We start from the raw sequence: 21,650 nt of genomic DNA on the forward strand, positions 1-21,650 counted from the left end.
AAATGCATATTTATTTATACTGGCGTGAATTTAAATAGCCAAGACAATAGAGCGCGTCGTTCGCTTCACCGACGTCGTCATCAGGGGATCGAACATGCGATCGAAAATAGTTTTAAAAAAATTTTAACAATTTACTTCCTGCGAAATGAAATTCACTCTTGCTGCTGACTTAGTTTTTAATTCTGACTAGGCTGTTGCTGATGGTGATCTAGTGGCTCTTCATATTCATTCAAAATTAAATGAAAAAGACTTGGGCCGTGCGATTGTCGATATCTTCCGTGTTGAAAATGAAAAAATCGTCGAGCACTTCGATGTGATCCAATCCGTTCCCGCAAAAACAGTAAACGGGAACACGATGTTTGATGGTAACTCGACTAAATAAATCGTCGGGATAAACAATCTATTTAAGTATCCCCAATAACGTCATGAGCCTCTTCCCAAATTCTCAGGGTTAACTCTTCAGCCGAGATCAAATCTCGGCGTAGATTTTGCCCGCACCACAACGATATAAAATCCCCAGAGCCCTTTTGCTCGGTGGCAGATTTCAGAGGAGCCAGAGCCTTGCCTGCAAAAGGGAACGGAGGCGCTAGGGGTGATATTGCACCCAGCTCACGGATGAGTCTGTTGACGACACCACGTGCAGGTTTTCCTGAAAAAAGATTAGTGAGCACCGTTTCTTCGCTGGCCGAGGACATCAGCACAGATCTGTAGGCGGCAGAAATTTTAGATTCGTTTGTCAGTAAGTAGGCTGTACCGATTTGAACAGCTGCCGCCCCTAACGCAAAAGCAGCGGCGACGCCGCGTCCGTCAGCGATACCTCCAGCAGCAATGACGGGAACACTGACACGATCAACAATTTGTGGAAGTAGAGCCATGGTGCCCACTTGGCTTGAAAGATCATCGCTTAAAAACATGCCGCGATGGCCTCCGGCCTCAAGCCCCTGAGCGATGATCGCGTCACAGCCATTTTTTTCTAACCAGATAGCTTCATTCAAAGTCGTAGCCGATGAAAGTATTTTACAGCCTACAGTTTTCAAACGCTCCACAAGATGGGCGTGGGGCAGTCCAAAATGGAAGCTGACCACTTCTGGTTGTAGTTCTTCTAACAGAGCACAGATATTTTCATCGAAAGGTTTGCGTTCAACAAAGGGAGCTTGAAAAGCAGGATCCGTCTTCGGGTCTAAATTAAATTCTTGATAGTAATTGGCAAGGGCTTGTTGCCACACTTTTTCTTGCGACTCGGACATGCCGAGTGTTGGATGACAGAAAAAATTAAGATTTAAGGGCTTGTCGGGGCAAGCATCGCGGAATGCGTGAACCTCATCTCGGATTTGTTGTTCATTCAATAGGGCACAGGCAATTGAGCCCAGTCCTCCAGCATGAGCGACTGCGATCGCCATCGCCGAGTCGGCGACTCCAGCCATCGGAGCTAAGATCAAAGGGACATTTAATTTCAGCATCTCATTGAAAAGCAGATTACTTTTTGAGTGGATAAACATATATGGACTCCGCTGCTTTAAATTAGTCCTTAAAGTAAGGTCTGTAAATAGATACAGACCAATATTTCGTTAGCCCTCAATAAACGGATAGTGTAAAAAAGAGGAAAGCATATCGGAGGCTTTATGAACCACAGTGAACTGTCCACAGCGCAGAGGATTTTTAAAACTATCTTGGGGTTCTTCCTTTTATTTGCAGGTATCGGACACATGACATGGGCGCGCGCTGAGTTTTTAGCTCAGGTGCCGATATGGGTGATGATCGATGGGGATTTAGTCGTCCTTTTATCCGGAGCCGTTGAAATCTTATTAGGGTCCATGCTGTTATTGAAACGCACAAAAGTTGAATATGTGGGATATTTAACCGCTTTGTTTTTTATCGCCATATTCCCAGGGAATATTTCTCAATATGTGAATGGCATCGACGCCTTTGGCTTAGATACAGATCGTGCGCGGTTTATTCGCCTGTTCTTCCAGCCAGTCTTGATTTTGTGGGCGCTGTGGAGCTGTGGGGCTATAATGAAGTGGTGCAAGCGCGAAGTGGTGACAAAAAAAGTATAAGGGATTAAATAAATGACGACACAAAAGCTAACCCCGTGGGGCCCAGAAGAAAAAGCCGAATGGTTGAAGCAGCAGACGATTAAACGCTCTTACCACGATGATGTTTTGACACAAATTGAAAAGCTAAAAGCGGATAACAGTTTGGATGTCATTCAATACGGAGCACTTTCGTATAATCCTGAACGCTATCCTCTGTACATGGTGAAGTCGCGCCACTTTGATCCGAATAAAAAAACAATTCTGATCACCGGAGGTGTGCATGGTTATGAAACCAGCGGTGTTCATGGAGCTTTAGCCTTTATGCAAGATGAAGTGAAAAAATACGCTCAGGACTTTAACTTTGTCTGCTTCCCGTGTGTGAGTCCTTGGGGTTACGAAACAATCAATCGTTGGAATCCATCGGCGATTGATCCGAATCGCTCGTTTCGTCCGGACAGCCCAGCAGAAGAGTGCCGTTTTTTTCTAGAGGCCGCTAACTCGTTAAAAGTAAATTATCTGGCCCACTTTGATTTGCACGAAACCACAGACACCGACAACACGATCTTTCGCCCGATGTTGGCAAAGAGGGATGGAAAACCTGAAGAGGATCTTTCTGAAATTCCGGATGGCTTCTATCTTGTCGGCGATACGGCGAATCCACAGCCCGAGTTTCAAAAGGCGATTATTGATCGGGTACGAAAAGTAACTCATATTGCTCAAGCCGACAAAGATGGCAACTTGATAGGAGACCGCGCAGTGCAAGAGGGTGTGGTTAATTATGATAAAAAGAAATTATTTTTATGCGGTGGGTTTTCAAATGCTCCGTATATCACGACAACTGAAGTTTATCCAGACAGTCCACGGGCTACAGATGCAATTTGTATTTTAGCTCAGGTCGAAGCTCTTAAGGGCGGTTTAGATTTTCTACTTCAACAAAGATAAACTCTTGCGGCATACTCATTCTATGAAACAAAAAATAGCGATACTAGGTGCTTTAATTGGGTGGTTTGCCGTCATTGGTCAGTATTGGATTATGATTGAAAATCCGGTAGCGCGGGATGGGACTACCTTATCTTACTTTGAAATCACCATTCGCTTTTTCAGTTATTTTACCATGTTAACGAATACCCTAGTGGCCTTGGTGTTAACGGCCCATGCTGTGACCTCTTCCAAGCTTTCATTCTTTCGTATGCAAGGAATGGCCACGGCAGTCTCGGTTTACATTTTGATTGTGGCGTTGGTGTATCAGTTGGTTTTGCGCCAGACGTGGTCACCGACCGGACTTCAGCGAGTAGTAGATGAGCTTTTGCATTCCGTGATGCCAGTGTTCTTTTTAGTATTCTGGTTCAAGTACGCGGCGAAGCCAGCTCTTCGGTGGTCACAGATTCCGAAGTGGTTAATCTTTCCATTTGTCTATATGATTTGTGTGCTCGTGCGTGGTTTGCTGTCGGGTTTCTATCCCTACTTTTTTATTGATGCCACGAAATTGCCAGTAGTGAGTCTGGTGATCAACATTGCTGTTTTGATCAGTTTGTTTGCCGTGTTCGGATTACTATTTGTTTTTATTTCAAAACAAATAGGGGATAGATTAAAAAATTAACCTTTAATTTTGCAACGTGCCAACTCGACCAACGCAGTGATTTTAAGCAAATAGACAAATACATTTCTGCCCCATTTAAACAAATATTTGGGGCGTTAATCCTAAAAATAAATTCTAAAATGACTCCTAAAATAAATTAAAAAATCTATATCTAGAGCCTTCTTTAAGTTTTTCATTTGGAAAATCAAAATTTAAAAAATTAAACGCGCATGCTAAGACCTGTTGGTCATCTATTTGCATTTTCAGCTCTTTAGATAGATTTCAAAGAAATTTGGAACATAGGGAAATGTATGCAAACAAAAAGAAACACAAAGGAGAATGTATGAAAAAAAATCAAAACTCAAAGAAGTTAGCTATGGCCGTTCTAGCATTAGCTTCAATGGTAGGAATGACTGCCTGCTCAAATAGTGGAGCCCGCGACAACACCATGGTACGTCAGTATAATGATCCAGCAGTCGATCACGACTACCATCACGTGCATCCGACCACCCATTCTGCAACTTATCACAATCGCAATGTGACAGCTCAGGATCAAGGTGCTTCCGAAGCTGATATCCGAACAACACAGAGTATTCGTCAACGTATCATCAACCAAGACAGTCTTTCTTTCGCAGCTAAGAATGTAAAAGTGATTACGATTGATGGTGAAGTCATTCTAAAAGGGCCAGTTGAAAATATGGCTGAAAGAAACAGAATTGAATCTATTGCCAAAGATGTCGCGGGTCGTACACGTGTGAAAAATGAAATCACGATAAAATAGAAACAACCAAACAGTTTTAAACAAATAGGTAAGGAGACCACAATGGCAAAAAAATTAGAACAAGATGACAAAAAAGCAGTATTTGGAATTTATCCCAGCCGCTCGGCTTTAGAAGCCGGAGTGAATCGCTTGAAAGCCGATGGATTTTTCAGTGCAGATATCTCGGTTTTAATGCCGAATAAAGAGGGATCGCAGAAGTTTGCACATGACAATTCAACAAAAGCTCCAGAAGGAGCCACTACCGGAGCTGGGGCCGGCTTAGTTGTCGGCGGCGCGCTGGGCTGGTTAGTGGGAATAGGTTCTTTAGCCATTCCAGGTGTTGGCCCATTGATCGCAGCAGGTCCTATCGTGGCTCTGTTAGCAGGTGCTGGAACGGGAGCCGCTGTGGGTGGTATCGCCGGAGGCTTAGTCGGTTTTGGTATTCCCGAATACGAAGCCAAACGCTATGCCGGATATATTAATGATGGTGGAATTCTTTTATCAGTTCATACCAGCAATGCGGATGAAATCAAAAAAGCTAAAATGATTTTAGAGCAAACAGGCGCTACGGATATTTCAACAAATGATGAAGTGAACAATAAAAGCGTAAAAGAAACCAGAGCTGAAAAAGATAGAACACGCGTTTAAAAGTTAAAAACACAAAGAAGCGGATCTTTATTCTTGATAAAAACCGACGTTTACAAAGGAGTTTTCAATGAAAAGAAATCAAAAATCCGTTGTTTCTGTATTAGTTGTGATAATGGCCGCGTTACTTTTTTTTATTTCGTGTGAAAGAAAAGACGTAGCAAATACAATCCCAAGTGTCATCAGTGACACCGACAGTGGCTATGAGACCACAAACATCAATAATGTCAACGCGAACCAAGGAACGATGACTCAGATTCAAGACACCTCTGCTCAGGATGATAGAATCACGCAAAGTATTCGTCAGCAGATAGCAAGTCAGAACACCTCTGCATTTACTCAAGATGTCAGTGTGAGCACTACAAATGGTATGGTTGTCTTAAGAGGCTCAGTGAAGACAATGGATGAAAAAAACAGGATTGAAGGTATCGCCAGAGGCGTTGCTGGTACAAATAGAGTTATCAGTGAGATAACTGTGGCAAGATGAAAAAGTATAGAGCCGGATTTGGGGTAGAAATACCCCTGATTTTTTGTGAAGAATTTATATGGTGAGTATGAATTTTTATTCGCATCAGAATAATTTTTTTTAACTCTACAGGTGATGGCGAACCTAGCTTCTTTGAGTGATGTTATTTCAACAAATTTTTTTAACATAAAAAAATCAATTCATAATTAGGATATAGTGGACATGTGTTGTTGTACTCCATGGATCAATGTGCGACTAATCAGTGCCCTAAACATGAGGAACCATTAACGGCCGCATGTGAAAGTCAAAATGAAAAAAATGAATTTTAAAAAAATATTTGAAAACTTTCCCGGATCAATTGCCGTGTTAAGCGGAAGAGATTTAATATTTCAATATGCTAATGATGAGTTTAAAAACATGTATGGAAATAGAAAGCTTGTCGGGAAAACATTTAAAGATGCCTTCCCAGAGTGTATTGAACAAGGATTGGAAATAAAATTAAAAAAAGTTTTTTTGACAGGTAAAAAATTTTCAGAAAAAGAATCTATTGTAAAAATAGTTGATCCAACTGGTGTAAATTCGACATCTCGTTATTACAATTACTCATGTTCACGTATAGAAGATGAAAATGGGAATTCTCAAAGTATATTTCTTCATTCTGCCGATGTAACAAAAAGTGTGCAAGATCGGGAAAAAATGAAAAAGTATATGCAGGAGCTGTCGCATACACAAAATCTTTTGACTGAGGCTTTGAACGTTGGAAAGCTAGGGTTTTGTGAATGGCGTTACCAGTCAGGTATCACTTTTAGTGATCACTTAGTAAAACAGTGGAATATTCCCAAACAGACAATGTCTGTTGAAGAAACCTTAAGATATTTGCCGAATGAGGATCGTCGAAAGTTGAGTGCTGAGCTTTGGAAAATCGAAGACAGTGGGAAGCAAATATCCTGTGAATTTAAATTTAAGCATCCGATCACCCAGCAACTGATATGGGTGGCTGCTGAAGGAGAGCCAACTTTTGATCAGGAAGGACGTTTAATCCGAATCTTTGGAACAGCATTGGATATCACTAAAAGAAAATGTGTAGAAATTAAATTGTCAGAAGCCAGTGAACGCCTGCAAAAAGCGGTGTCGGTTGCGAAAGTAGGTTTTTTTACTTGGGATATCCAAACGGATACCATTACTTATAATGAACAAATGCGCGAAAGTTTAGGTCTTATCAAGCCGGTACTGAATTATGCAGATTGCTATGCTTGTATCATACCAGAAGATCTTCCTAAGATTGATGTAGAAGTTCAGGCTGCGCTACGTGGTAACCGGAACTTCCATCTTCCTTTTCGAGTTATACGACCTTTGGATAAAAAGACGGTGTGGATTGATGTGCAGGCGGAAGTGACTTGTGATTTATCAGGAAACCCTATACGTCTTTTTGGTACCACAGTGGATATCACAACACAAAAGGTATTCGAGAAAAAGCTACAAGAAGCTCGTATAGAAGCAGATAAAGCAAATAGTGCAAAAAGTGCGTTTTTAGCGAACATGAGTCATGAAATTCGAACTCCTCTTGGAGCGATTATGGGATTTTCTCAGGTCCTTACAAACGAAAAAAATAACGCAGATGAAACGCAACGACTGGTTTCGGTTATTAGTAAAAACTCAGCACATCTTTTGCAAATTATTGATGATATTTTGGATATCTCGAAAGTGGAAGCCGGAAAAATGCTGATAGAACATATTGAATTTTCTTTACCGGAACTGATTATGGATATCCAGACAGCCATGGAGTTTAAAGCCAAACATAAAGGCATAGATTTTAGATTAAAAATTCCTACCTTGATACCCAACTTGATTATTTCGGACCCTACGCGGATACGTCAGATTCTGATTAATGTGATTGGTAATGGAATTAAATTTACCGAACGAGGTTATGTTGAATTAACAGTTACTTTCAAAGATTCATATCTTGAGTTTTTAGTGTCAGATACAGGTTGTGGACTTTCCCAACCTCAGGCTAAAAAACTTTTCAAAGCTTTTACTCAGGCGGATATATCGACAACGCGGAAGTTCGGAGGAACAGGCCTTGGGTTGATTCTGACTCGTAAAATTTCAGAAGCTATGGGAGGGACATTTAAACTCCAGCAAAGTACTTTAAATAAAGGGAGTCAATTTGTTGCTACGATAAAAGTAGATTTGCCAGTCCAAGCAAAAATGATTTATGGTAAGGCTTTAAAGTTTGTTTCTCATCCAACATCACCTCATTCGACAGAGGGTATTCTTAAAGATATGAAGATACTTGTGGTGGAGGACTCTGAAGACAATCAAGAGTTGTTTCAGTTATTGCTGGAACGCGCAGGTGCTTCAGTAGATATAGCCTGCAATGGCCTTGAGGGTGTTGAAAAGGCTTTGGGGAAAAAATTCGATGTGGTTTTAATGGACGTACAGATGCCAGAAATGGATGGGCACGAAGCTACACAAAAATTACGCGAAATGAATTATAAAACACCGATTGTGGCACTGACTGCCCATGCGATGAAAGAAGAACGTGAACGAGCGCGACTTTCGGGATTTAGCGATTATTTGACTAAACCTGTACTACGCGCTCAATTGATTGAAATGGTAGCGAAGTTCCGCCCTTCAAAAGGAAAAACAGAAATAGCGCAACTTTCTTTGTTATAATCACCTATTAAAGAACAAGATGGATCGATATAAGTTAGGGATAAATTCGATAGAGGGTTTGGCCTAATATTTGCCTCTATATGACGTATTATTCTTTTTTTTTAAATAAGAAGGAAATATGCCACAAGGAGGAAGTTCAATGAAACGAAATAATAAAAAAGTAATCCGTTATGCTGTGGTGGGTATCGGTCATATTGCCCAAGTGGCGATGATTCCGGCATTCCGTCACGCTCAAGAAAACTCTTCCTTGGTGGCCTTCGTTACTGGAGACATTAAAAAATCTCAGAAAGTCGCAAACGAACATCACCCTGTCACCATCTGTGGCTATGACGAGTACGAGGCGCTACTGGCCTCTGGTGCAATTGATGCCGTCTACATCGCGTTACCGAATCATATGCATTATGAGTACACAGCCATGGCTTTGAAGGCAGGTATTCATGTCCTGTGTGAAAAGCCATTTACTTTAGAGGCCAAACAATCTGAACGTCTGATTCAACTATCTGAAAAGTATGGTGCAAAGCTCATGGTGGCCTATCGCTTACATTTCGATCCAGCCAATTTGAAAGTAGTCGAATATATCAAAGATCGAAAGCTAGGGGAATTGAAGTATTTTACCTCTAGTTTTTCCTTTAAAATTGAAAATTCTGAAAACATCCGTCTGCAAAAAAATACAGGTGGTGGTCCTATATGGGATATTGGGATCTACTGTATCAATGCCGCGAGGATGATGTTTCGTGAAGAGCCCACAGAGGTTTTCGCTTTTGCAGGAGGACAAGGTATGACGAAACTATTTGCCGAAGTTCCTGAAGCGATGACAGTCAGCATGCGTTTTTCAAAAGATCGCTTTGCCACATTTACATGTAGTTTTAACACAGAAGCGATTAGTATGTTCGATCTGGTTGGGACGAAAGGACGTGTGCGTTTAGAAGGTGCCTACGAATACGCAGGGAAGCGTGAACTGTCTTTAATTGTAGACGAAAAGGAAACGAAAAAAACGTTTCCGAAGATGGATCAGTTTGCTCCCGAACTGTTATACTTTTCAGAATGTATTCTAAAAAACAAAAAACCAGAACCATCAGGCCTTGAAGGCTTGGCTGATGTCAGAATTATCGAGGCCATTTTGCGCTCGGCTGAACAGAAAAAAGCAGTTTCACTCAGAGAAAAGCCGATGCTAGAAAAAAAGAAAAAGATAGATCCCAAACAAGCAAAAAGAAAGCCGAGTATAACTTCACCGAAGACACACGGAGTTCAGGCCCCTCACTAAACCAGCTCTTCAGCGAAAATCTTTTCTGTGATTTTCCAATATTTGTCCTGCTTTCGTGCAATCACGAAGGCAGGCAATCTGAAAAGTTTCTGATATTTTAAAACATCCGCTATACTAGTGAACTCTGATGCAAGTTCTGGCAAACGTAAATGAGAACGTAAAAAGTTAATATTAAATTTTTTGATAGCAGTGGGATTATTAAAGAAAAAGGCCTCACTCACATAGCGAGCATCAAAGTCGTAGTAGCGTACTTCCAAATAACTATTGGAGTTTTTATCTACGCGCTCTTCAAAGGTGACACGATCCGGAGTCAACACATGGGCATTCTTGGATAATCGGGCTTGTTTCAATTTCGCATCGGCATTGACTAAAACGGCCTTACACTTTTCACACTCACGCGCCGTGATGTCATTTTCACAACCACAGGCATGACAAAGTTTTAAACGGAAGCGAAAACCGCAGGGCTTATATTCAAAAGTGTGGGCATCCTGAGTGGCTCCGCGGCACTTTCTGCCGAAGTGCTCATATACAGTTCCCTCATCGTCGGCGTATCCCCAGAAGTCATTGTGAAATCCGCAGGCAGGGCAGGGAACCACCACAGGGACAGTATCTTTTCTAGGCCGTCGATCACTGATTTCTGGAGCAAAAATATCATGTCCGATTCCAGTATAATCCAGCACATAACAGTCTTTTTTATCTTCTGAAAGACGAAGTCCACGTCCCACTATTTGTTGATACAAACTATTCGACTCTGTTGGGCGCAGGATGGCGATCACATCTACATGGGGAGCATCAAAGCCCGTAGTCAGAACTGAAACGTTGACCAGATATTTGAATTTCTTTTCTTTGAAGTCATTCACAATGCGATCACGTTCACTGATATCCGTATCCCCTAAAACCACACGGGAATCCTGCGGTGGTAAATGTGACATGATCTCTTCGGCGTGTTTCACTGTGCTGCTGAAAATCATGACGCCTTTGCGATTGTAGCGCTCGGTGATGTCGATAATATTTTTGATGATCAGCGGAGTCAGATGCTTTTGACTTTTTAAAACCTCTTCCACTTCTGCGGTGGTATAAGCCCGATCTTTTTCAGTGAGTTCAGAAAAATCATAACTAGTAACAGGAATATCCACTTTAACTGGGGTTGTTAGAAACTTATTCTTGATCATGTACGACAGGGGTAATTCATATACACACTGTTTGAAAAAGCGCTTCTTGTCTGTTTTCAGTTCCCCTGTGTGGGAAAATTCGTAAATCCAACCGAGCCCTAGGCGATAGGGAGTCGCAGTTAAACCTAAAATACAAAGATCAGGATTGCGTTCGCGCAGTTTACTGATGACTCCTTGATATTGGGTATCACTGTCTTCGGCAACGCGGTGGCATTCATCGATGACAAGCAGTGAAAAGTTATCGAAGAACTCATCGGGAGCACGAGCCACAGATTGCACACTCCCGAAAATAGCTTTTTGATTCCAATCTTTTTTGCCTAAGCTGGCTGAAAAAATCCCTGCAGAAAGGCCATAGCTTTTATACTTTTCGTAGTTTTGTTCGACCAGCTCTTTGACATGGGCTAAAACCAGAACGCGCCCTTTGGCGATGCGAGCCAGCTCTGCGATCACTAAACTTTTTCCAGCTCCGGTCGGTAAAACAATAACAGCCGGATCTTTTCTAACTTGAAAAAATCGAATGACGTTATTGACAGCTTGCTGTTGGTAATCGCGAAGTTGGTACACGCAAGAATAATAGTCTATCCGGCCAGCTTCCTCAACCCTTTCGCGACAAGGTCATTGTAAAGCTTAGTGATGATGAGCTTTTGATTCCGTCTTCGGCTCAGCACCTGATTTTGCTGCCTCTTCTGACTTAAAAGGTTTTAGTGGCAATTTGTACTGGGCCTCCATTTGAGCCTGTACTCCTTCACGTTTTGCTTTTAAAAATAAAATTCCCGTGCGTGGGGTTTTATTGCCCTTAGCTAAGCAATGAAAATGATTGTTTCCCATCACATTACATTGAAGCTGAGTGGTCTTTTTGCCAGAAGTGATACGCGCTTGAATTTCAGAGTCTTTAATCGTGGGATTTTTGAAATTCATATCTAAAAGGAAAATATGAAAGGAACCATCTTTATCAGGAATCACTTCCGTATGAAAGCTGGCAGGCATTTGTATGTGGCCACCATGGGGACCTTCTTGATCTTCTCCGTGAGCTAAAGATTGAGTTCCTGTTAGCACCACACTTGCGAAAAAAGCCAAAACTAACGATAGATTTTTTAAAAAAGACATAAAGTCCCCCTATAGGCTATTACGTAGGTTATAAGATATTTGTGACAGAACACATAAAATTATTTCGAACTGTCTTCTGTATCCTCGGGATTTAACACCACGGCTTCACGTTTCGGTTCGACCAACGGAGTCGGCTTCGGTAAATTGCTGTGCATAAAGCCGCGACCAGATTCGGCATTGCCATTCGAGATTTCAGCTTCAAAGCGTTCACGATCACGGCGGCGGATATCTTCGGCGACAGCTAAGATCTCGTCCTCAGGAACTTCCGCTACGCGCAGAGCCTCTTGCCCAAAGACTAAGGCTGATTCGAAAAGTTCGCGCACGTGGAAGTCGACTCCGGCGAGGGCCAATTCGCGGGCGTGAATACGATCGTAAGCACGCACCAAAATTTTGGCTTCAGGGAATTCGTGTTTAACCAGCTCGACGATTTTATTCGCTACTTTGGGATCATCTACACAGACGGCGATCAGGCCGGCTTTTTCAGCCCCCGAGGCGCGTAGGACATCTAGGCGTGTTCCATCGCCATAGTAAATTTGAAAACCAAAATTGCGCGCGTTGCGGATACGTTCGGCATCACTGTCGATGATCGTCACGCTGATATCGCGGGCGAGCAATAACTGACTGGCCACTTGCCCGAATCGTCCGAATCCAATCACCAAAGTGCAGCCAGAGAGATCTTGCGGTAGATCGACTCCTTCTAGCGACAATGTCGGTTTTGGCATAAATCGTTTCATCAAAATCACCACAATCGGCGTTAACACCATAGAGAGCACCACGATGGTGGTCATATTGGCATTCACTTCTTGATTGATAACTCCGGCCTGAGCGGCAGCGGCATAGAGGACGAAAGCGAACTCACCACCTTGAGCCATCAAGATCGCGCGGTCCAAGGACTCACTGTGCGAGCTTCCCATAAAGCGCGCGACTAAATAAATGCAAAGTGCTTTTCCGATCATCATGGCAAGAACACCCGCCACAATCAGAGGGATGTTATTACTGACGACATTCAAATCTAAAGACATACCCACACCGATAAAGAACAGTCCTAATAAAATTCCACGGAAGGGTTCAATATCGGCTTCGATTTGATGACGGAAAGAGGATTCGGAAAGTAAGACTCCGGCTAAGAAGGCGCCCATCGCCATGGAAAGACCACTGACTTGCATTAAAAGTGCAGTCCCTAAAACCACAAGCAGAGCTGCCGCTGTTAGAACTTCTCTTGCGCGGGCGCGTGCGAGCATACGAAAAAAAGGATTCAGTAACCAAATCCCTGCGGCGATAACTCCGGCCATAGCGGCGATGGCGATAAAGATGCCATCCCAGTGTATGCCGTTCGATGTGTGTTGTGGGGAAAGAAAGGCCACGAGCGCGAGTAGTGGCACGATGAGCAGGTCTTCAAATAACAAAATAGAAACCATTTTCTGGCCGTGTGACATTCCGATTTCACCTTTTTCGGCTAAAATCTGAAACACGATAGCTGTGGAGGTCAGAACAAAACCCATTCCGCTGATAAACGACACCACAGGGGAAAATCCAAAAGCCATTCCGATCAAAGTCAGCGCCGCCGTACAAACGGCGATTTGAGCTGAGCCTAGGCCAAAGATATCTTTGCGCATGCTCCATAGATGTGACGGCTGCATCTCTAATCCGATGACGAACAGGAACATCACCACACCGAGTTCGGCCACATGCAAGATGGCACTGGGATTATCAAAAAGCCGCAATCCAAAAGGACCGATGATAAGTCCGGCAGCAAGGTATCCTAAAACGGAACCTAAACCGATACGTTTGAAAAAAGGCACAGCGATAACGGCTGCACCCAACAGGGTGACGACTTGAACGAGTTCATGTGAATTGTTGGCCATAAAATAGATGGTAGTCAGTCGATTATACCTTTGGCAAGACACGGATAAATTGGTTTCCTATATCTGGACGGAAAAGATAAAATATCACCTTGGGTTGTAATCTTAGGTTCCTATCGAAATTAGAGCGAAATTTTTGCCTTTAGAGGCAATTCAGTTGTGAATTTTGACTGAAGCCTGTACAAATTCAAAGCATGAAATTTGAAAAATACCCCTTAGCACCTGAGTTGCAGCAGAATCTGATTGATAACGGCTATTTCCGTACAACCGATATTCAGTATAAGGCCATTCCAGCCATTATGAATGGTGAGGATGTCTTAGCTATCGCTCAAACAGGCAGTGGTAAAACGGCGGCTTTTGCAATTCCGATCATCAATCATATTCATAATACGAAAACTAATCGCAGCAGTAATTGGGTCAGTTGTCTGATCATGGTGCCAACACGTGAGTTGGCGAAACAAATCGGTGAGGTTTTTGCGAAACTCTGTAAACATACGCGTGCTTCCAGCTACGCCATCTATGGTGGAGTCGAGCAGGATGCACAGATCAATCAATTAGATGGCGGCGTTGATATCGTGATTGCAACTCCGGGGCGTATGTTTGATTTAATCAGCCAAAGAAAACTCAACATCAGCAGTGTCAGCATCTTGGTTCTAGATGAAGCCGATCATATGTTGGATTTAGGTTTCATTGAGGATATCGAAAATGTGAAAAGAATATTGCGTCAACGACATCAGACGCTCTTCTTTTCCGCGACGATAAATCCCCGTATTAAAAAGTTAGCTTACTCGCAGATCAGCTCGAATGCTTTGCGTATTCAAGTGTCTCCGGAAAATATGGTTTCTAAAAATGTGACCCACTCGGTAGTTAAAGTCGAAATGGATCAAAAGCGTCACTTACTTGTGAACTTTATCAAGGCAAACCCTGAAGCGAAATGTATTATCTTCGTGCGCACACAGGTGCGTGCCGAACGTGTTCTAGCTCATTTGGCTAAAAATGACATCACAGCGGTGAGCATTCACGGTGGGATGGAGCAAACCGAGCGAGAAAAGAATTTAGAATCTTTTAGAAATCAACCTATTGGATGGTTAATTGCAACAGATGTGACCGCGCGGGGAATTGATCTACCAACGATTTCTCATGTTATTAACTACGATCTTCCTGACGAGCCTGAAAACTACGTCCATCGCATTGGACGGACAGGGCGCGGTTTTGCCAAAGGGGACGCGATATCATTTTATAGCTTTGAAGAGCGCGAAAAGTTAGCGGCTATTGAAGAGTTTATTGCAACGCCGATCAATCAACTCAAAGTTCATAAAGAACACTTAGAAGAAGCTATTAAGATTGATGACAGTTTTTCGATAGCAGATATGATTGCTGCAGAAGAGGCCTTGATGGGGCCTCCTCGCAAAAAGAAAAAGAAGAAATAATTATCTAGTGATGAGCGTGAGGATTTTTCTGTTCGGGCTTCTTGTCGCGTGCTTTAAGCTCGAATGGTAAAGAAAACTGCTTGTCGCCGTTTTTGAAAACCACGTTTAGAGTTTCACCTTCTTTGAACTCTTTATTTGCGTCAAACAACATGATGTGATTTCCACCGGGTTTCAACTCGAATGAGCCCCCTTTTTTAACGACAAAGCTATCCACTTTTTTCATTTTCATCATGCCATCTTCAGAAACAGTTTCGTGTAACTCAACCGCTTTGAAGCCATCTAAGCTGACAATGGCAATCGTGATATCGTCTTTACCTGTGTTTTTAAATGTACCATAGCCGGCTGTGGCTCTAGACCCTTGTAAGGGTTTGTAAATATAGGCCCCTTCAACCGTGATAGGATTGGCGTCAGCTTTAGCTGTCGTTTTCGCAGTGGCTATTTTTGTGTTGAGCAAAAGCAAAGGTAACAGCATATAGATGGCGGTTTTCATAGGTTCTCCTTAATAGTTTCGATAATAGATTCTGAAGAGCGGGGACTTTGGATTGTGTGAATCACAATGCCTTTTTTATTTAAAAAATAAAGCTTATCGGTGTGAGCAATCGAATATCCCAAATAGGATTTTTCATTTTCTTCCACCATATAGCTAGCTTGGAATAATGAAACTGTCTTATCAATTTGTTCACGCGAAGAACCACTCAGCCCTAGAAATGTAGGAAAAAACTGGGCGGCATAGTTGGCGACATCATCTGGTAAGTCGTTATCGCGATCGACACTGAGGAATAACAACTGAACTTTTTCTAGCTCGGCAGGAGTGAGATTTTTAAAGGCATAACCGGCATAGCTTAAGGCCATCGGGCAGATATCAGGACATTTTGCATAGCCAATATAAAGCAGATTCAGATCTTTCGCCTGTTCCGAAAATTTCCAGTCTTGGTTGCGATAGGTCAGGTCAAAGTCGCCACCGATGGCTGGTGTGTAGTTGATGTAGAAAATAAAGCCACCGATGACCAGACTGAAAACAAGGGCTGTGATACTGAGGACTTTTAAAAAGACAGAGAGGGGGGATTTCTTCGTTTGTGTCACAGGGTAAGAGTAGTCGGATTTAAGGACCTCTTCAATCTATGACCCTAGGTGCAACCATTGGTTGCGCCACAAACTATAAATTGATAACTATAGGTATGACTATAAAAATGTGTGTATGCATACTTCTTTCGTTGCCTATTGTCTCTTTTGCAGAAATGGCAAAGAAGCCGTCGATTTACTATTTTCCGCAAACTCACAGAAAAGATGCAATGACGTCTCAAGAAAAAAACGAAATATCACAATTTCAAGCTGACCTTTATGATTGTTTAGAGGAATTTGGCAAAGAAAAAAATATATTTTTAATTGCGGAAGGTCGAAGTCCATTTCATCCAGCCGACCTATCGAAAGATAAAACACCAGAAAGAAAGTCAGAAGCATTTAAAGATTTCATATTAGAGTATACAGCGGCTCATGTTTTAATAAAAGATCAGAAAGTAAATGGTTCGCCAGAGTACGATACGGAATTTTGGCAGAAATTAAATAAAAAAGCCCAACGAGTTGTTAACAAACATCACAAAGAGATCGCAACTTTTTCTAAGGCAACCAATACGGATTTGGCAATTGAAAAAAACGCACGATTTTTTGTTATTGGTGGTGGGTGTACAGGTAAAGACATCAGCTGTTCGTCAAAATTGAAGCAGGAATCTTTAGCGGTTCGGGATTTAAGGTTAAAAAATTTGCGTCAGCTTATCAAAAAAAACAAAAAGAAAAAAGTTGCTTTGGTTAAAGGAAGCTTTCACTTTAAAGAGCTTGGCGAGGAATATGAGCTTTTACAGTTTTATTCAGAAAGCTGTAAAAAGTATCTGGATCACGTTTATAAATCAAAATGAAGACTAAAATAGACTCCTTTACTGTTTCTCGTGTTTTGCATGCGGGCTATCTTTTTCGTGCAGCAGGCGAGTCTATTCTGATGGACCCAGTTTTTGAAACTCCTTTTAGTCATAATTGCTACCCATTTCCGGCAGTGCAATTTATTGAAAGTGAGCTGGCAAAAATTCAGGTGGATGCGATTTTTATTTCCCATGTGCATGATGACCATCTGTGTTTTAAAAGCTTAAACCGTATTCAGCGCCATATACCGATCTATCTTTACGCCGAAGAGCCGATTTATTTCCAGATGCTTAAGCAGCTTGGATTTGAAAATGTTTTTCGTCTTGATGTCGATCAGCCAGTGAAGATTGGAAAGCATTTTCAAGTGACACCCAGATTAGCCCTTGATCCTCAAGTGGACAGCCTTTTTCACATTCAGATAGATGATTTTAATATCCTAAATGTAGTCGACAGTTGGGTGGACCCAAAGGCCCTTCAGCAAATGCAGGATGTGAAGCAGTGGGATCTGGTGCTGTGGCCGTTTCAGACCATGCGCGAGGTTCAGGTCCTGAGTCCAAATAGAACGTCACGCGAAAAAGAAATTCCAGAGGAATGGGGTGAAATTTTAAAAGAATTAAATCCTCGTTACACAGTGCCGAGTTCTTGCCAGTTTATCCACGAGCCATGGTCATGGTATAACAGCGCTTTATTTCCCATTAGTTATCGTGAGTTTAAAACGTGGCTGTCAGATTTACTCCCGCAAACAACGTATCTACGCGTCGACCCCGCGCAGAGTTTTATTGTTTCGCACGCGCAAGTTCAAGAGGTGGAGCCGTTGTCGTGGCTCCGGCGTCTAGATCAAAGCTCAACACAGCACGAGTTAGATTATCAGTATGATCCAAATCATGCACCGACCCCGTTAGGAAAAATTGCAGATCAGTTGCTCCCGCTCTCTTTGACTGAACGTCAATTTATTTTGGACTACTGTCAAAGTGAGCTAGTGGACTTGCTCGCGCAGAAAAGTGAAAGCTTGGGATGTCTTGTCCAAGACCAGTGCCTATGGAAACTGGTGCTGCATGAATCTTCTGAAAATGGGAAACCAAATAAATATGAATTCTTATATTCGATTTCAGAAACAACAGTCACACTAGAAAAAGATCAGAATAAGTCTGAAGTGACATGGTTAACTGAAATTCCTATACAGAAGTTGTATTCATCCCTCACAACAGGGGAAACGCTCACTTCCTTGTATATAAGAATCAATGATATCATTTTTTCCGATCCGATAGAAAAAGCTCTGCAAGAAATTGATATTTTAGAAGACCCCTTGATTCGTATTTTATTTGATGGAAAATCTCATCGTTATCACGAGCAACAGTTGAAAGATCTTGGCTTGTCTTAAGTCCTCTGCAGAGCACATTATTTTATCTAATTGCTGAATATGCAAGCAATTGTGGCCGCCACCCCCCATATTCATGGGTTTGAATTCAATTTTAGTGGGTGTGACAATGCTCCAAAACATAAAGGAGCTTTTAATGATTTTCAGTAAAAAATCAGTTTTAAAATACACAGTTGGCGCTATCATCGCCGCCTCATTAACAGGTTGTTCAGCTTTATTAATGCTTCCAGATGAGCTTTCTGAAGATCATTATAAATCCATTTCGAAAATTGACCAAAAACAAGTGGCGAGCAAAATGCAATATTTCCCAGGTGGTAAGTTATCGCCTCCAGCTGCGGGTCAGAAAAAAATGCTTCGCTTTATGCCGTTTGTTTATACCTACGATGCAACTAATACATTGAAAAAAGATGAAGAAGCTTACTATGTGTCGATCTTCAATAACTCAAGTGGTTCTTGGTACCAACAGTTGTTGATGCGTGCGCATGAGTCAGTGGCGGCTCAGTTGGAAAAACGCGGATATGATTATGCTGTATTTAGTAACAACACGTTAAAGAATCAAGGTGCGCAAGAGGTAACACGCTCTTTGCCTATGGATAGAAAAGATGGTTTGCCAAACAGAGGTATTGCTATCAATGCGGAATCCAATGAAAGCAATTTAGCTATTATGGAAACCAGCAAGTACTCAAATCTTAAAGCAGAAGGCGAGCAAGGTGTGGTTTACATGCAAATTGATGCAGATTGGGAACCAGAAAGTGCAAATCGCTTAAATGGCGATATCGTGCTGAATACAACTGTGAAGATTGGTTTCAAACTTTCTATTTGCGGAGACACTGGCTGTAGTACGGCTGTGATCCCATTCAAAAATGGTGTAACAGCAGCTTTATTCATGCCAAATCGTAATACTATTGATGATGATGGATTAGATAAAAACTACGCTTTGATCAGAGACCTACATGAAGCTCAACTGGATGTTATCATCGCTGAAGCTTTCAAACGCTTCGACCAAGCCGGTGTATTCGTAAAATAGATTTTTTAGTATTTTAGGCGCGCAGGTCTGTGCGCGCCTACCAATTAGCAAGACTCATCAAGCAAGCTGACTTTGGTGATTTGATGAAGTCTTGATTTCTTAAAAAATTTAAAAAAGACCGAAGAGCAATATTTCCATCTTCATTGATCCAATAGGCCGCGATACTCATACGGGCTTTATTATTTTCAATGGGAACTAAAGTTATTCCAGGTAAGGCAAATTTAGCTAAAGCATTGGTGGTAAGTAGCAGGCCCTTTCCTGAGGCGGCTAGCAATCCACAGTTTTCGTTTTTCTGTCGATAATAAAATTGAACTTTTACGCGAGACTCTGAGAATAGATTTTTTACCGCACGATGAAACCCTTCCACTTCTTTGGGATCATGCATAATCAGCGTTTCACCTTCGAGGTCTTGTAATTTTATAGATTTTCTTTTTTGTAAGGGATGTCCCTGATAAACAAGAATTCCCAGAGGTTCTTGTTCTAAAATCAAATGAGGCATTTCTTTTTCGGGAACCGCGGGAGCTTGTAAGATGGCAATATCCAGTTTGCCTTTTCGTAGATTGCGAATGTGTGCGTCCACGGGGCCTTCTATTATATTTACATCGCAATAGGGTTGTTCTTCTTTAAACTTCCAAATCGATTTAATCGCGGCAGAGTGCAATGCGGCGGATGTAATACCTATTTTTAAGTGTCCACGTTTTAGCTTAGCAACTTCTTTTACACTGTTTTTTAGGTCGTGGATGCGCTCAATGATATCTTGGGCTTCTTTTAACAACGTCATACCGGCTGGAGTCAATTCAACTTTGCGTGTACTTCGCTCGAAAAGCTTAACTCCGAGTTCATGCTCTAGTTTTGCAATCGCACGAGTTAACGGAGGCTGCGTCAGATTAAGATTATCAGCTGCGGCTCTAAAATTTAAGGTATCTGCCACGGCAATGAAAAGTTCTAGGTCACGTATGTCCATAGAAAGAGTTTAACATGGTTTTCTACGTTTGTATTATGTTGGCTTGTTTTTATTGATTCTTTTTAGGTATCAATAAGTAAAACACATAGTAATTATTCTTATCGTCTCAAAGAGCTATCATAACCTATAAGTTGATGCTGTTGAAGGAGGCGTTCTATGCTGAAAACTGAATATGATGTTGTTATTGTGGGCGGTAGTCATGCTGGATTAAGTGCTGCAATGGCCTTAGGTCGTATGCGGCGATCTGTTTTGATTTGCGATGATAGCCGTCCTCGTAATCAAATTTCTTCACATGCTAATAACATTGCAGGGTCAGATGGGGTTTCTCCAGAAAAATGGCGGCAGCAGGCTCGTCATGATTTGGAAAAATATAAGACTATTCAGTTGATTAACGCCACAGTCCACAAAGTTGAAAAAAGACAATTGCAATTTCATGTAGAACTGTCTTCAAAAGAAGTCGTGCATGCACGGAAAATTATACTGGCGCATGGGATTCAAGACAAACTTCCTGACGTAACTGGCTTTCAAGAGCTTTGGGGAAAGTCGGTATTTCACTGTCCTTACTGTCATGGATTTGAAGTGCAAGATCAGCGCTTAGGTGTGGTTGGTAGCGGAGCCTATGTCGAGCACATGCTACCAATGATTTTAGGACTATCAAAAGATGTTATGGTTTTTACTAACGGAGCGAGTGACCTTTCTAAAGACTTTGTCACCGCACTTAAGAAAAAACAAATACCATTAATCCAGTCGCCAATTGCCTGTCTAGGATACGAGGGACAAAAATTACAATTTATTGAATTTAAGAATCATCCACGCATTGAGCGAGATGCTCTTTTTGTCGGGCCTCAATTGCCAATCTCTATGCGTGTGAATTTCGACAAACAGTTAGGTTTAGAAAAAAATGAAATGGGGTTGTATAAAGTGGCCGAGATGGGAAGAACGAATATTGCGGGAGTCCTTGCCGCAGGTGATATTGTGACTTTACAGCAATCAGTGGTGAATGCTGTATCCTCAGGACAATCGGCTGGGGCATGGGCCACATTCGAGCTGCTATCGGAAGACTTTCATCAGTTTTAATTAAAATTCTATCCTTGAGCTAATCGAGGACCTGTCTATCTTGACTTCTACCTACGGACTCTATCTAATGCGGTCTGGAGGCTAATATGGAAGTTGAAAAGAAGGCACAAAACCATAAAGAGATTACCCGCGAATTACTACCATTTATTCTGTATGCGGCAATTCCGCTGACTATCACGATCAGTATCGCTCTGATCTTTGGTGTGAAATAGATTCAAATTTTTAGGCAAAAAGTGGGTAAACTCCCACTTTGCTGTCAAATCATGCTAAAATAAAATCTGAAAGGCATTCCT

21 protein-coding genes and 1 pseudogene are annotated in these 21,650 nt (G+C 41.9%); 15 read left to right on the forward strand and 7 right to left on the reverse strand.

The genetic code is table 11. The annotated features are described in order from the left end of the window. Positions 1-190: 190 nt before the first annotated feature. A pseudogene (locus A11Q_RS01185) lies at positions 191-382 on the forward strand (nuclear transport factor 2 family protein); the annotation flags it as partial. 22 nt (positions 383-404) lie between these two features. On the opposite strand, the gene A11Q_RS01190 reads toward A11Q_RS01185, so the two are convergent. Continuing rightward, positions 405-1,499 (reverse strand): NAD(P)H-dependent flavin oxidoreductase, encoded by a 1,095-nt coding sequence (locus tag A11Q_RS01190; protein ID WP_015468948.1) that lies wholly within the window; start codon positions 1,497-1,499, stop codon positions 405-407. A 123-nt stretch (positions 1,500-1,622) separates the two neighbouring features. Between A11Q_RS01190 and A11Q_RS01195 the strand changes: the two genes are divergently transcribed. From A11Q_RS01195 to A11Q_RS01230, 8 genes are all read left to right on the forward strand, one after another. Further along, positions 1,623-2,057, forward strand: a complete 435-nt coding sequence (locus tag A11Q_RS01195) for a DoxX family protein (protein ID WP_015468949.1) — start codon at positions 1,623-1,625, stop codon at positions 2,055-2,057. Between the two features lie 12 nt (positions 2,058-2,069). Next, positions 2,070-2,978 (forward strand): M14 family metallopeptidase, encoded by a 909-nt coding sequence (locus tag A11Q_RS01200; protein ID WP_015468950.1) that lies wholly within the window; start codon positions 2,070-2,072, stop codon positions 2,976-2,978. Positions 2,979-3,000: 22 nt separating this feature from the next. Then, the gene (locus tag A11Q_RS01205) at positions 3,001-3,636 is read left to right on the forward strand and encodes a Pr6Pr family membrane protein (RefSeq protein ID WP_015468951.1); all 636 of its coding nucleotides are present in this window, start codon (positions 3,001-3,003) and stop codon (positions 3,634-3,636) included. Between the two features lie 322 nt (positions 3,637-3,958). After that, complete coding sequence (locus tag A11Q_RS13240; RefSeq protein WP_015468952.1) at positions 3,959-4,396, forward strand: BON domain-containing protein; 438 nt, start codon at positions 3,959-3,961, stop codon at positions 4,394-4,396. A gap of 42 nt (positions 4,397-4,438) precedes the next feature. Beyond that, complete coding sequence (locus tag A11Q_RS01215; RefSeq protein ID WP_015468953.1) at positions 4,439-5,023, forward strand: hypothetical protein; 585 nt, start codon at positions 4,439-4,441, stop codon at positions 5,021-5,023. 67 nt (positions 5,024-5,090) lie between these two features. After that, positions 5,091-5,507 (forward strand): BON domain-containing protein, encoded by a 417-nt coding sequence (locus A11Q_RS13245; RefSeq protein ID WP_015468954.1) that lies wholly within the window; start codon positions 5,091-5,093, stop codon positions 5,505-5,507. A gap of 288 nt (positions 5,508-5,795) precedes the next feature. Continuing rightward, positions 5,796-8,162 (forward strand): response regulator, encoded by a 2,367-nt coding sequence (locus A11Q_RS13250; RefSeq protein ID WP_015468955.1) that lies wholly within the window; start codon positions 5,796-5,798, stop codon positions 8,160-8,162. A gap of 139 nt (positions 8,163-8,301) precedes the next feature. After that, positions 8,302-9,426, forward strand: a complete 1,125-nt coding sequence (locus tag A11Q_RS01230) for a Gfo/Idh/MocA family protein (protein ID WP_015468956.1) — start codon at positions 8,302-8,304, stop codon at positions 9,424-9,426. On the opposite strand, the gene radD is transcribed toward A11Q_RS01230, so the two are convergent. The 3 genes from radD to A11Q_RS01245 all read right to left on the reverse strand — a co-directional run bounded on the left by radD (position 9,423) and on the right by A11Q_RS01245 (position 13,570). Continuing rightward, positions 9,423-11,162: a DNA repair helicase RadD gene (gene radD, locus A11Q_RS01235; RefSeq protein ID WP_015468957.1), complete on the reverse strand. Its 1,740-nt coding sequence runs from the start codon at positions 11,160-11,162 to the stop codon at positions 9,423-9,425. The two genes, A11Q_RS01230 and radD, sit on opposite strands and share 4 nt — an antisense overlap. 63 nt (positions 11,163-11,225) lie before the next feature. Then, positions 11,226-11,705: a hypothetical protein gene (locus A11Q_RS01240; protein WP_015468958.1), complete on the reverse strand. Its 480-nt coding sequence runs from the start codon at positions 11,703-11,705 to the stop codon at positions 11,226-11,228. A gap of 59 nt (positions 11,706-11,764) precedes the next feature. After that, the gene (locus tag A11Q_RS01245) at positions 11,765-13,570 is read right to left on the reverse strand and encodes a monovalent cation:proton antiporter-2 (CPA2) family protein (RefSeq protein ID WP_015468959.1); all 1,806 of its coding nucleotides are present in this window, start codon (positions 13,568-13,570) and stop codon (positions 11,765-11,767) included. Positions 13,571-13,761: 191 nt separating this feature from the next. On the opposite strand from A11Q_RS01245, the gene A11Q_RS01250 reads away from it, so the two are divergent. After that, on the forward strand, positions 13,762-14,997 hold the full coding sequence (locus A11Q_RS01250; protein ID WP_015468960.1) for a DEAD/DEAH box helicase: 1,236 nt from the start codon (positions 13,762-13,764) through the stop codon (positions 14,995-14,997). Between the two features lie 4 nt (positions 14,998-15,001). Here the strand turns inward: A11Q_RS01250 and A11Q_RS01255 are convergent, their stop codons facing one another. Then, entirely contained in the window at positions 15,002-15,487 is a 486-nt protein-coding gene (locus tag A11Q_RS01255; protein WP_015468961.1) for a copper chaperone PCu(A)C, read from the reverse strand. After that, positions 15,484-16,080, reverse strand: coding sequence for an SCO family protein (locus A11Q_RS01260; RefSeq protein WP_015468962.1), 597 nt, complete (start codon positions 16,078-16,080; stop codon positions 15,484-15,486). Before A11Q_RS01260 ends, A11Q_RS01255 begins: the two co-directional genes overlap by 4 nt. Positions 16,081-16,118: 38 nt before the next feature. Here A11Q_RS01260 and A11Q_RS01265 point away from each other — a divergent pair, with 38 nt between their 5' ends. From A11Q_RS01265 to A11Q_RS01275, 3 genes are all read left to right on the forward strand, one after another. Then, on the forward strand, positions 16,119-16,910 hold the full coding sequence (locus A11Q_RS01265) for a hypothetical protein (protein ID WP_015468963.1): 792 nt from the start codon (positions 16,119-16,121) through the stop codon (positions 16,908-16,910). Further along, complete coding sequence (locus tag A11Q_RS01270; protein WP_015468964.1) at positions 16,907-18,292, forward strand: MBL fold metallo-hydrolase; 1,386 nt, start codon at positions 16,907-16,909, stop codon at positions 18,290-18,292. The genes A11Q_RS01265 and A11Q_RS01270 overlap by 4 nt, the downstream gene beginning before the upstream one ends. A 133-nt stretch (positions 18,293-18,425) precedes the next feature. After that, complete coding sequence (locus A11Q_RS01275; protein WP_015468965.1) at positions 18,426-19,316, forward strand: hypothetical protein; 891 nt, start codon at positions 18,426-18,428, stop codon at positions 19,314-19,316. Positions 19,317-19,353: 37 nt separating this feature from the next. Here the strand turns inward: A11Q_RS01275 and A11Q_RS01280 are convergent, their stop codons facing one another. Beyond that, positions 19,354-20,280 carry a LysR family transcriptional regulator gene (locus A11Q_RS01280; protein ID WP_015468966.1) on the reverse strand — a complete coding sequence of 309 codons (927 nt, stop codon included), beginning with the start codon at positions 20,278-20,280 and terminating at the stop codon, positions 19,354-19,356. Between the two features lie 156 nt (positions 20,281-20,436). Here A11Q_RS01280 and A11Q_RS01285 point away from each other — a divergent pair, with 156 nt between their 5' ends. Further along, complete coding sequence (locus A11Q_RS01285; RefSeq protein WP_015468967.1) at positions 20,437-21,357, forward strand: NAD(P)/FAD-dependent oxidoreductase; 921 nt, start codon at positions 20,437-20,439, stop codon at positions 21,355-21,357. An 86-nt stretch (positions 21,358-21,443) separates the two neighbouring features. Further along, positions 21,444-21,569, forward strand: a complete 126-nt coding sequence (locus tag A11Q_RS14005; RefSeq protein WP_015468968.1) for a hypothetical protein — start codon at positions 21,444-21,446, stop codon at positions 21,567-21,569. Positions 21,570-21,650: the final 81 nt, after the last annotated feature.

The sequence above is a fragment of the Pseudobdellovibrio exovorus JSS genome, assembly GCF_000348725.1.
GTDB classification, from domain to species: domain Bacteria; phylum Bdellovibrionota; class Bdellovibrionia; order Bdellovibrionales; family Bdellovibrionaceae; genus Pseudobdellovibrio; species Pseudobdellovibrio exovorus.

Bases quoted from the DNA above. Each gene is read 5' to 3' on its own strand.
- A11Q_RS01190 (WP_015468948.1), bottom strand. From the start codon at position 1,499: ATGTTTATCCACTCAAAAAGTAATCTGCTTTTCAATGAGATGCTGAAA.
- A11Q_RS01195 (WP_015468949.1), top strand. From the start codon at position 1,623: ATGAACCACAGTGAACTGTCCACAGCGCAGAGGATTTTTAAAACTATC.
- A11Q_RS01200 (WP_015468950.1), top strand. From the start codon at position 2,070: ATGACGACACAAAAGCTAACCCCGTGGGGCCCAGAAGAAAAAGCCGAA.
- A11Q_RS01205 (WP_015468951.1), top strand. From the start codon at position 3,001: ATGAAACAAAAAATAGCGATACTAGGTGCTTTAATTGGGTGGTTTGCC.
- A11Q_RS13240 (WP_015468952.1), top strand. From the start codon at position 3,959: ATGAAAAAAAATCAAAACTCAAAGAAGTTAGCTATGGCCGTTCTAGCA.
- A11Q_RS01215 (WP_015468953.1), top strand. From the start codon at position 4,439: ATGGCAAAAAAATTAGAACAAGATGACAAAAAAGCAGTATTTGGAATT.
- A11Q_RS13245 (WP_015468954.1), top strand. From the start codon at position 5,091: ATGAAAAGAAATCAAAAATCCGTTGTTTCTGTATTAGTTGTGATAATG.
- A11Q_RS13250 (WP_015468955.1), top strand. From the start codon at position 5,796: ATGAAAAAAATGAATTTTAAAAAAATATTTGAAAACTTTCCCGGATCA.
- A11Q_RS01230 (WP_015468956.1), top strand. From the start codon at position 8,302: ATGAAACGAAATAATAAAAAAGTAATCCGTTATGCTGTGGTGGGTATC.
- A11Q_RS01240 (WP_015468958.1), bottom strand. From the start codon at position 11,705: ATGTCTTTTTTAAAAAATCTATCGTTAGTTTTGGCTTTTTTCGCAAGT.
- A11Q_RS01245 (WP_015468959.1), bottom strand. From the start codon at position 13,570: ATGGCCAACAATTCACATGAACTCGTTCAAGTCGTCACCCTGTTGGGT.
- A11Q_RS01250 (WP_015468960.1), top strand. From the start codon at position 13,762: ATGAAATTTGAAAAATACCCCTTAGCACCTGAGTTGCAGCAGAATCTG.
- A11Q_RS01255 (WP_015468961.1), bottom strand. From the start codon at position 15,487: ATGAAAACCGCCATCTATATGCTGTTACCTTTGCTTTTGCTCAACACA.
- A11Q_RS01265 (WP_015468963.1), top strand. From the start codon at position 16,119: ATGACCCTAGGTGCAACCATTGGTTGCGCCACAAACTATAAATTGATA.
- A11Q_RS01270 (WP_015468964.1), top strand. From the start codon at position 16,907: ATGAAGACTAAAATAGACTCCTTTACTGTTTCTCGTGTTTTGCATGCG.
- A11Q_RS01275 (WP_015468965.1), top strand. From the start codon at position 18,426: ATGATTTTCAGTAAAAAATCAGTTTTAAAATACACAGTTGGCGCTATC.
- A11Q_RS01280 (WP_015468966.1), bottom strand. From the start codon at position 20,280: ATGGACATACGTGACCTAGAACTTTTCATTGCCGTGGCAGATACCTTA.
- A11Q_RS01285 (WP_015468967.1), top strand. From the start codon at position 20,437: ATGCTGAAAACTGAATATGATGTTGTTATTGTGGGCGGTAGTCATGCT.
- A11Q_RS14005 (WP_015468968.1), top strand. From the start codon at position 21,444: ATGGAAGTTGAAAAGAAGGCACAAAACCATAAAGAGATTACCCGCGAA.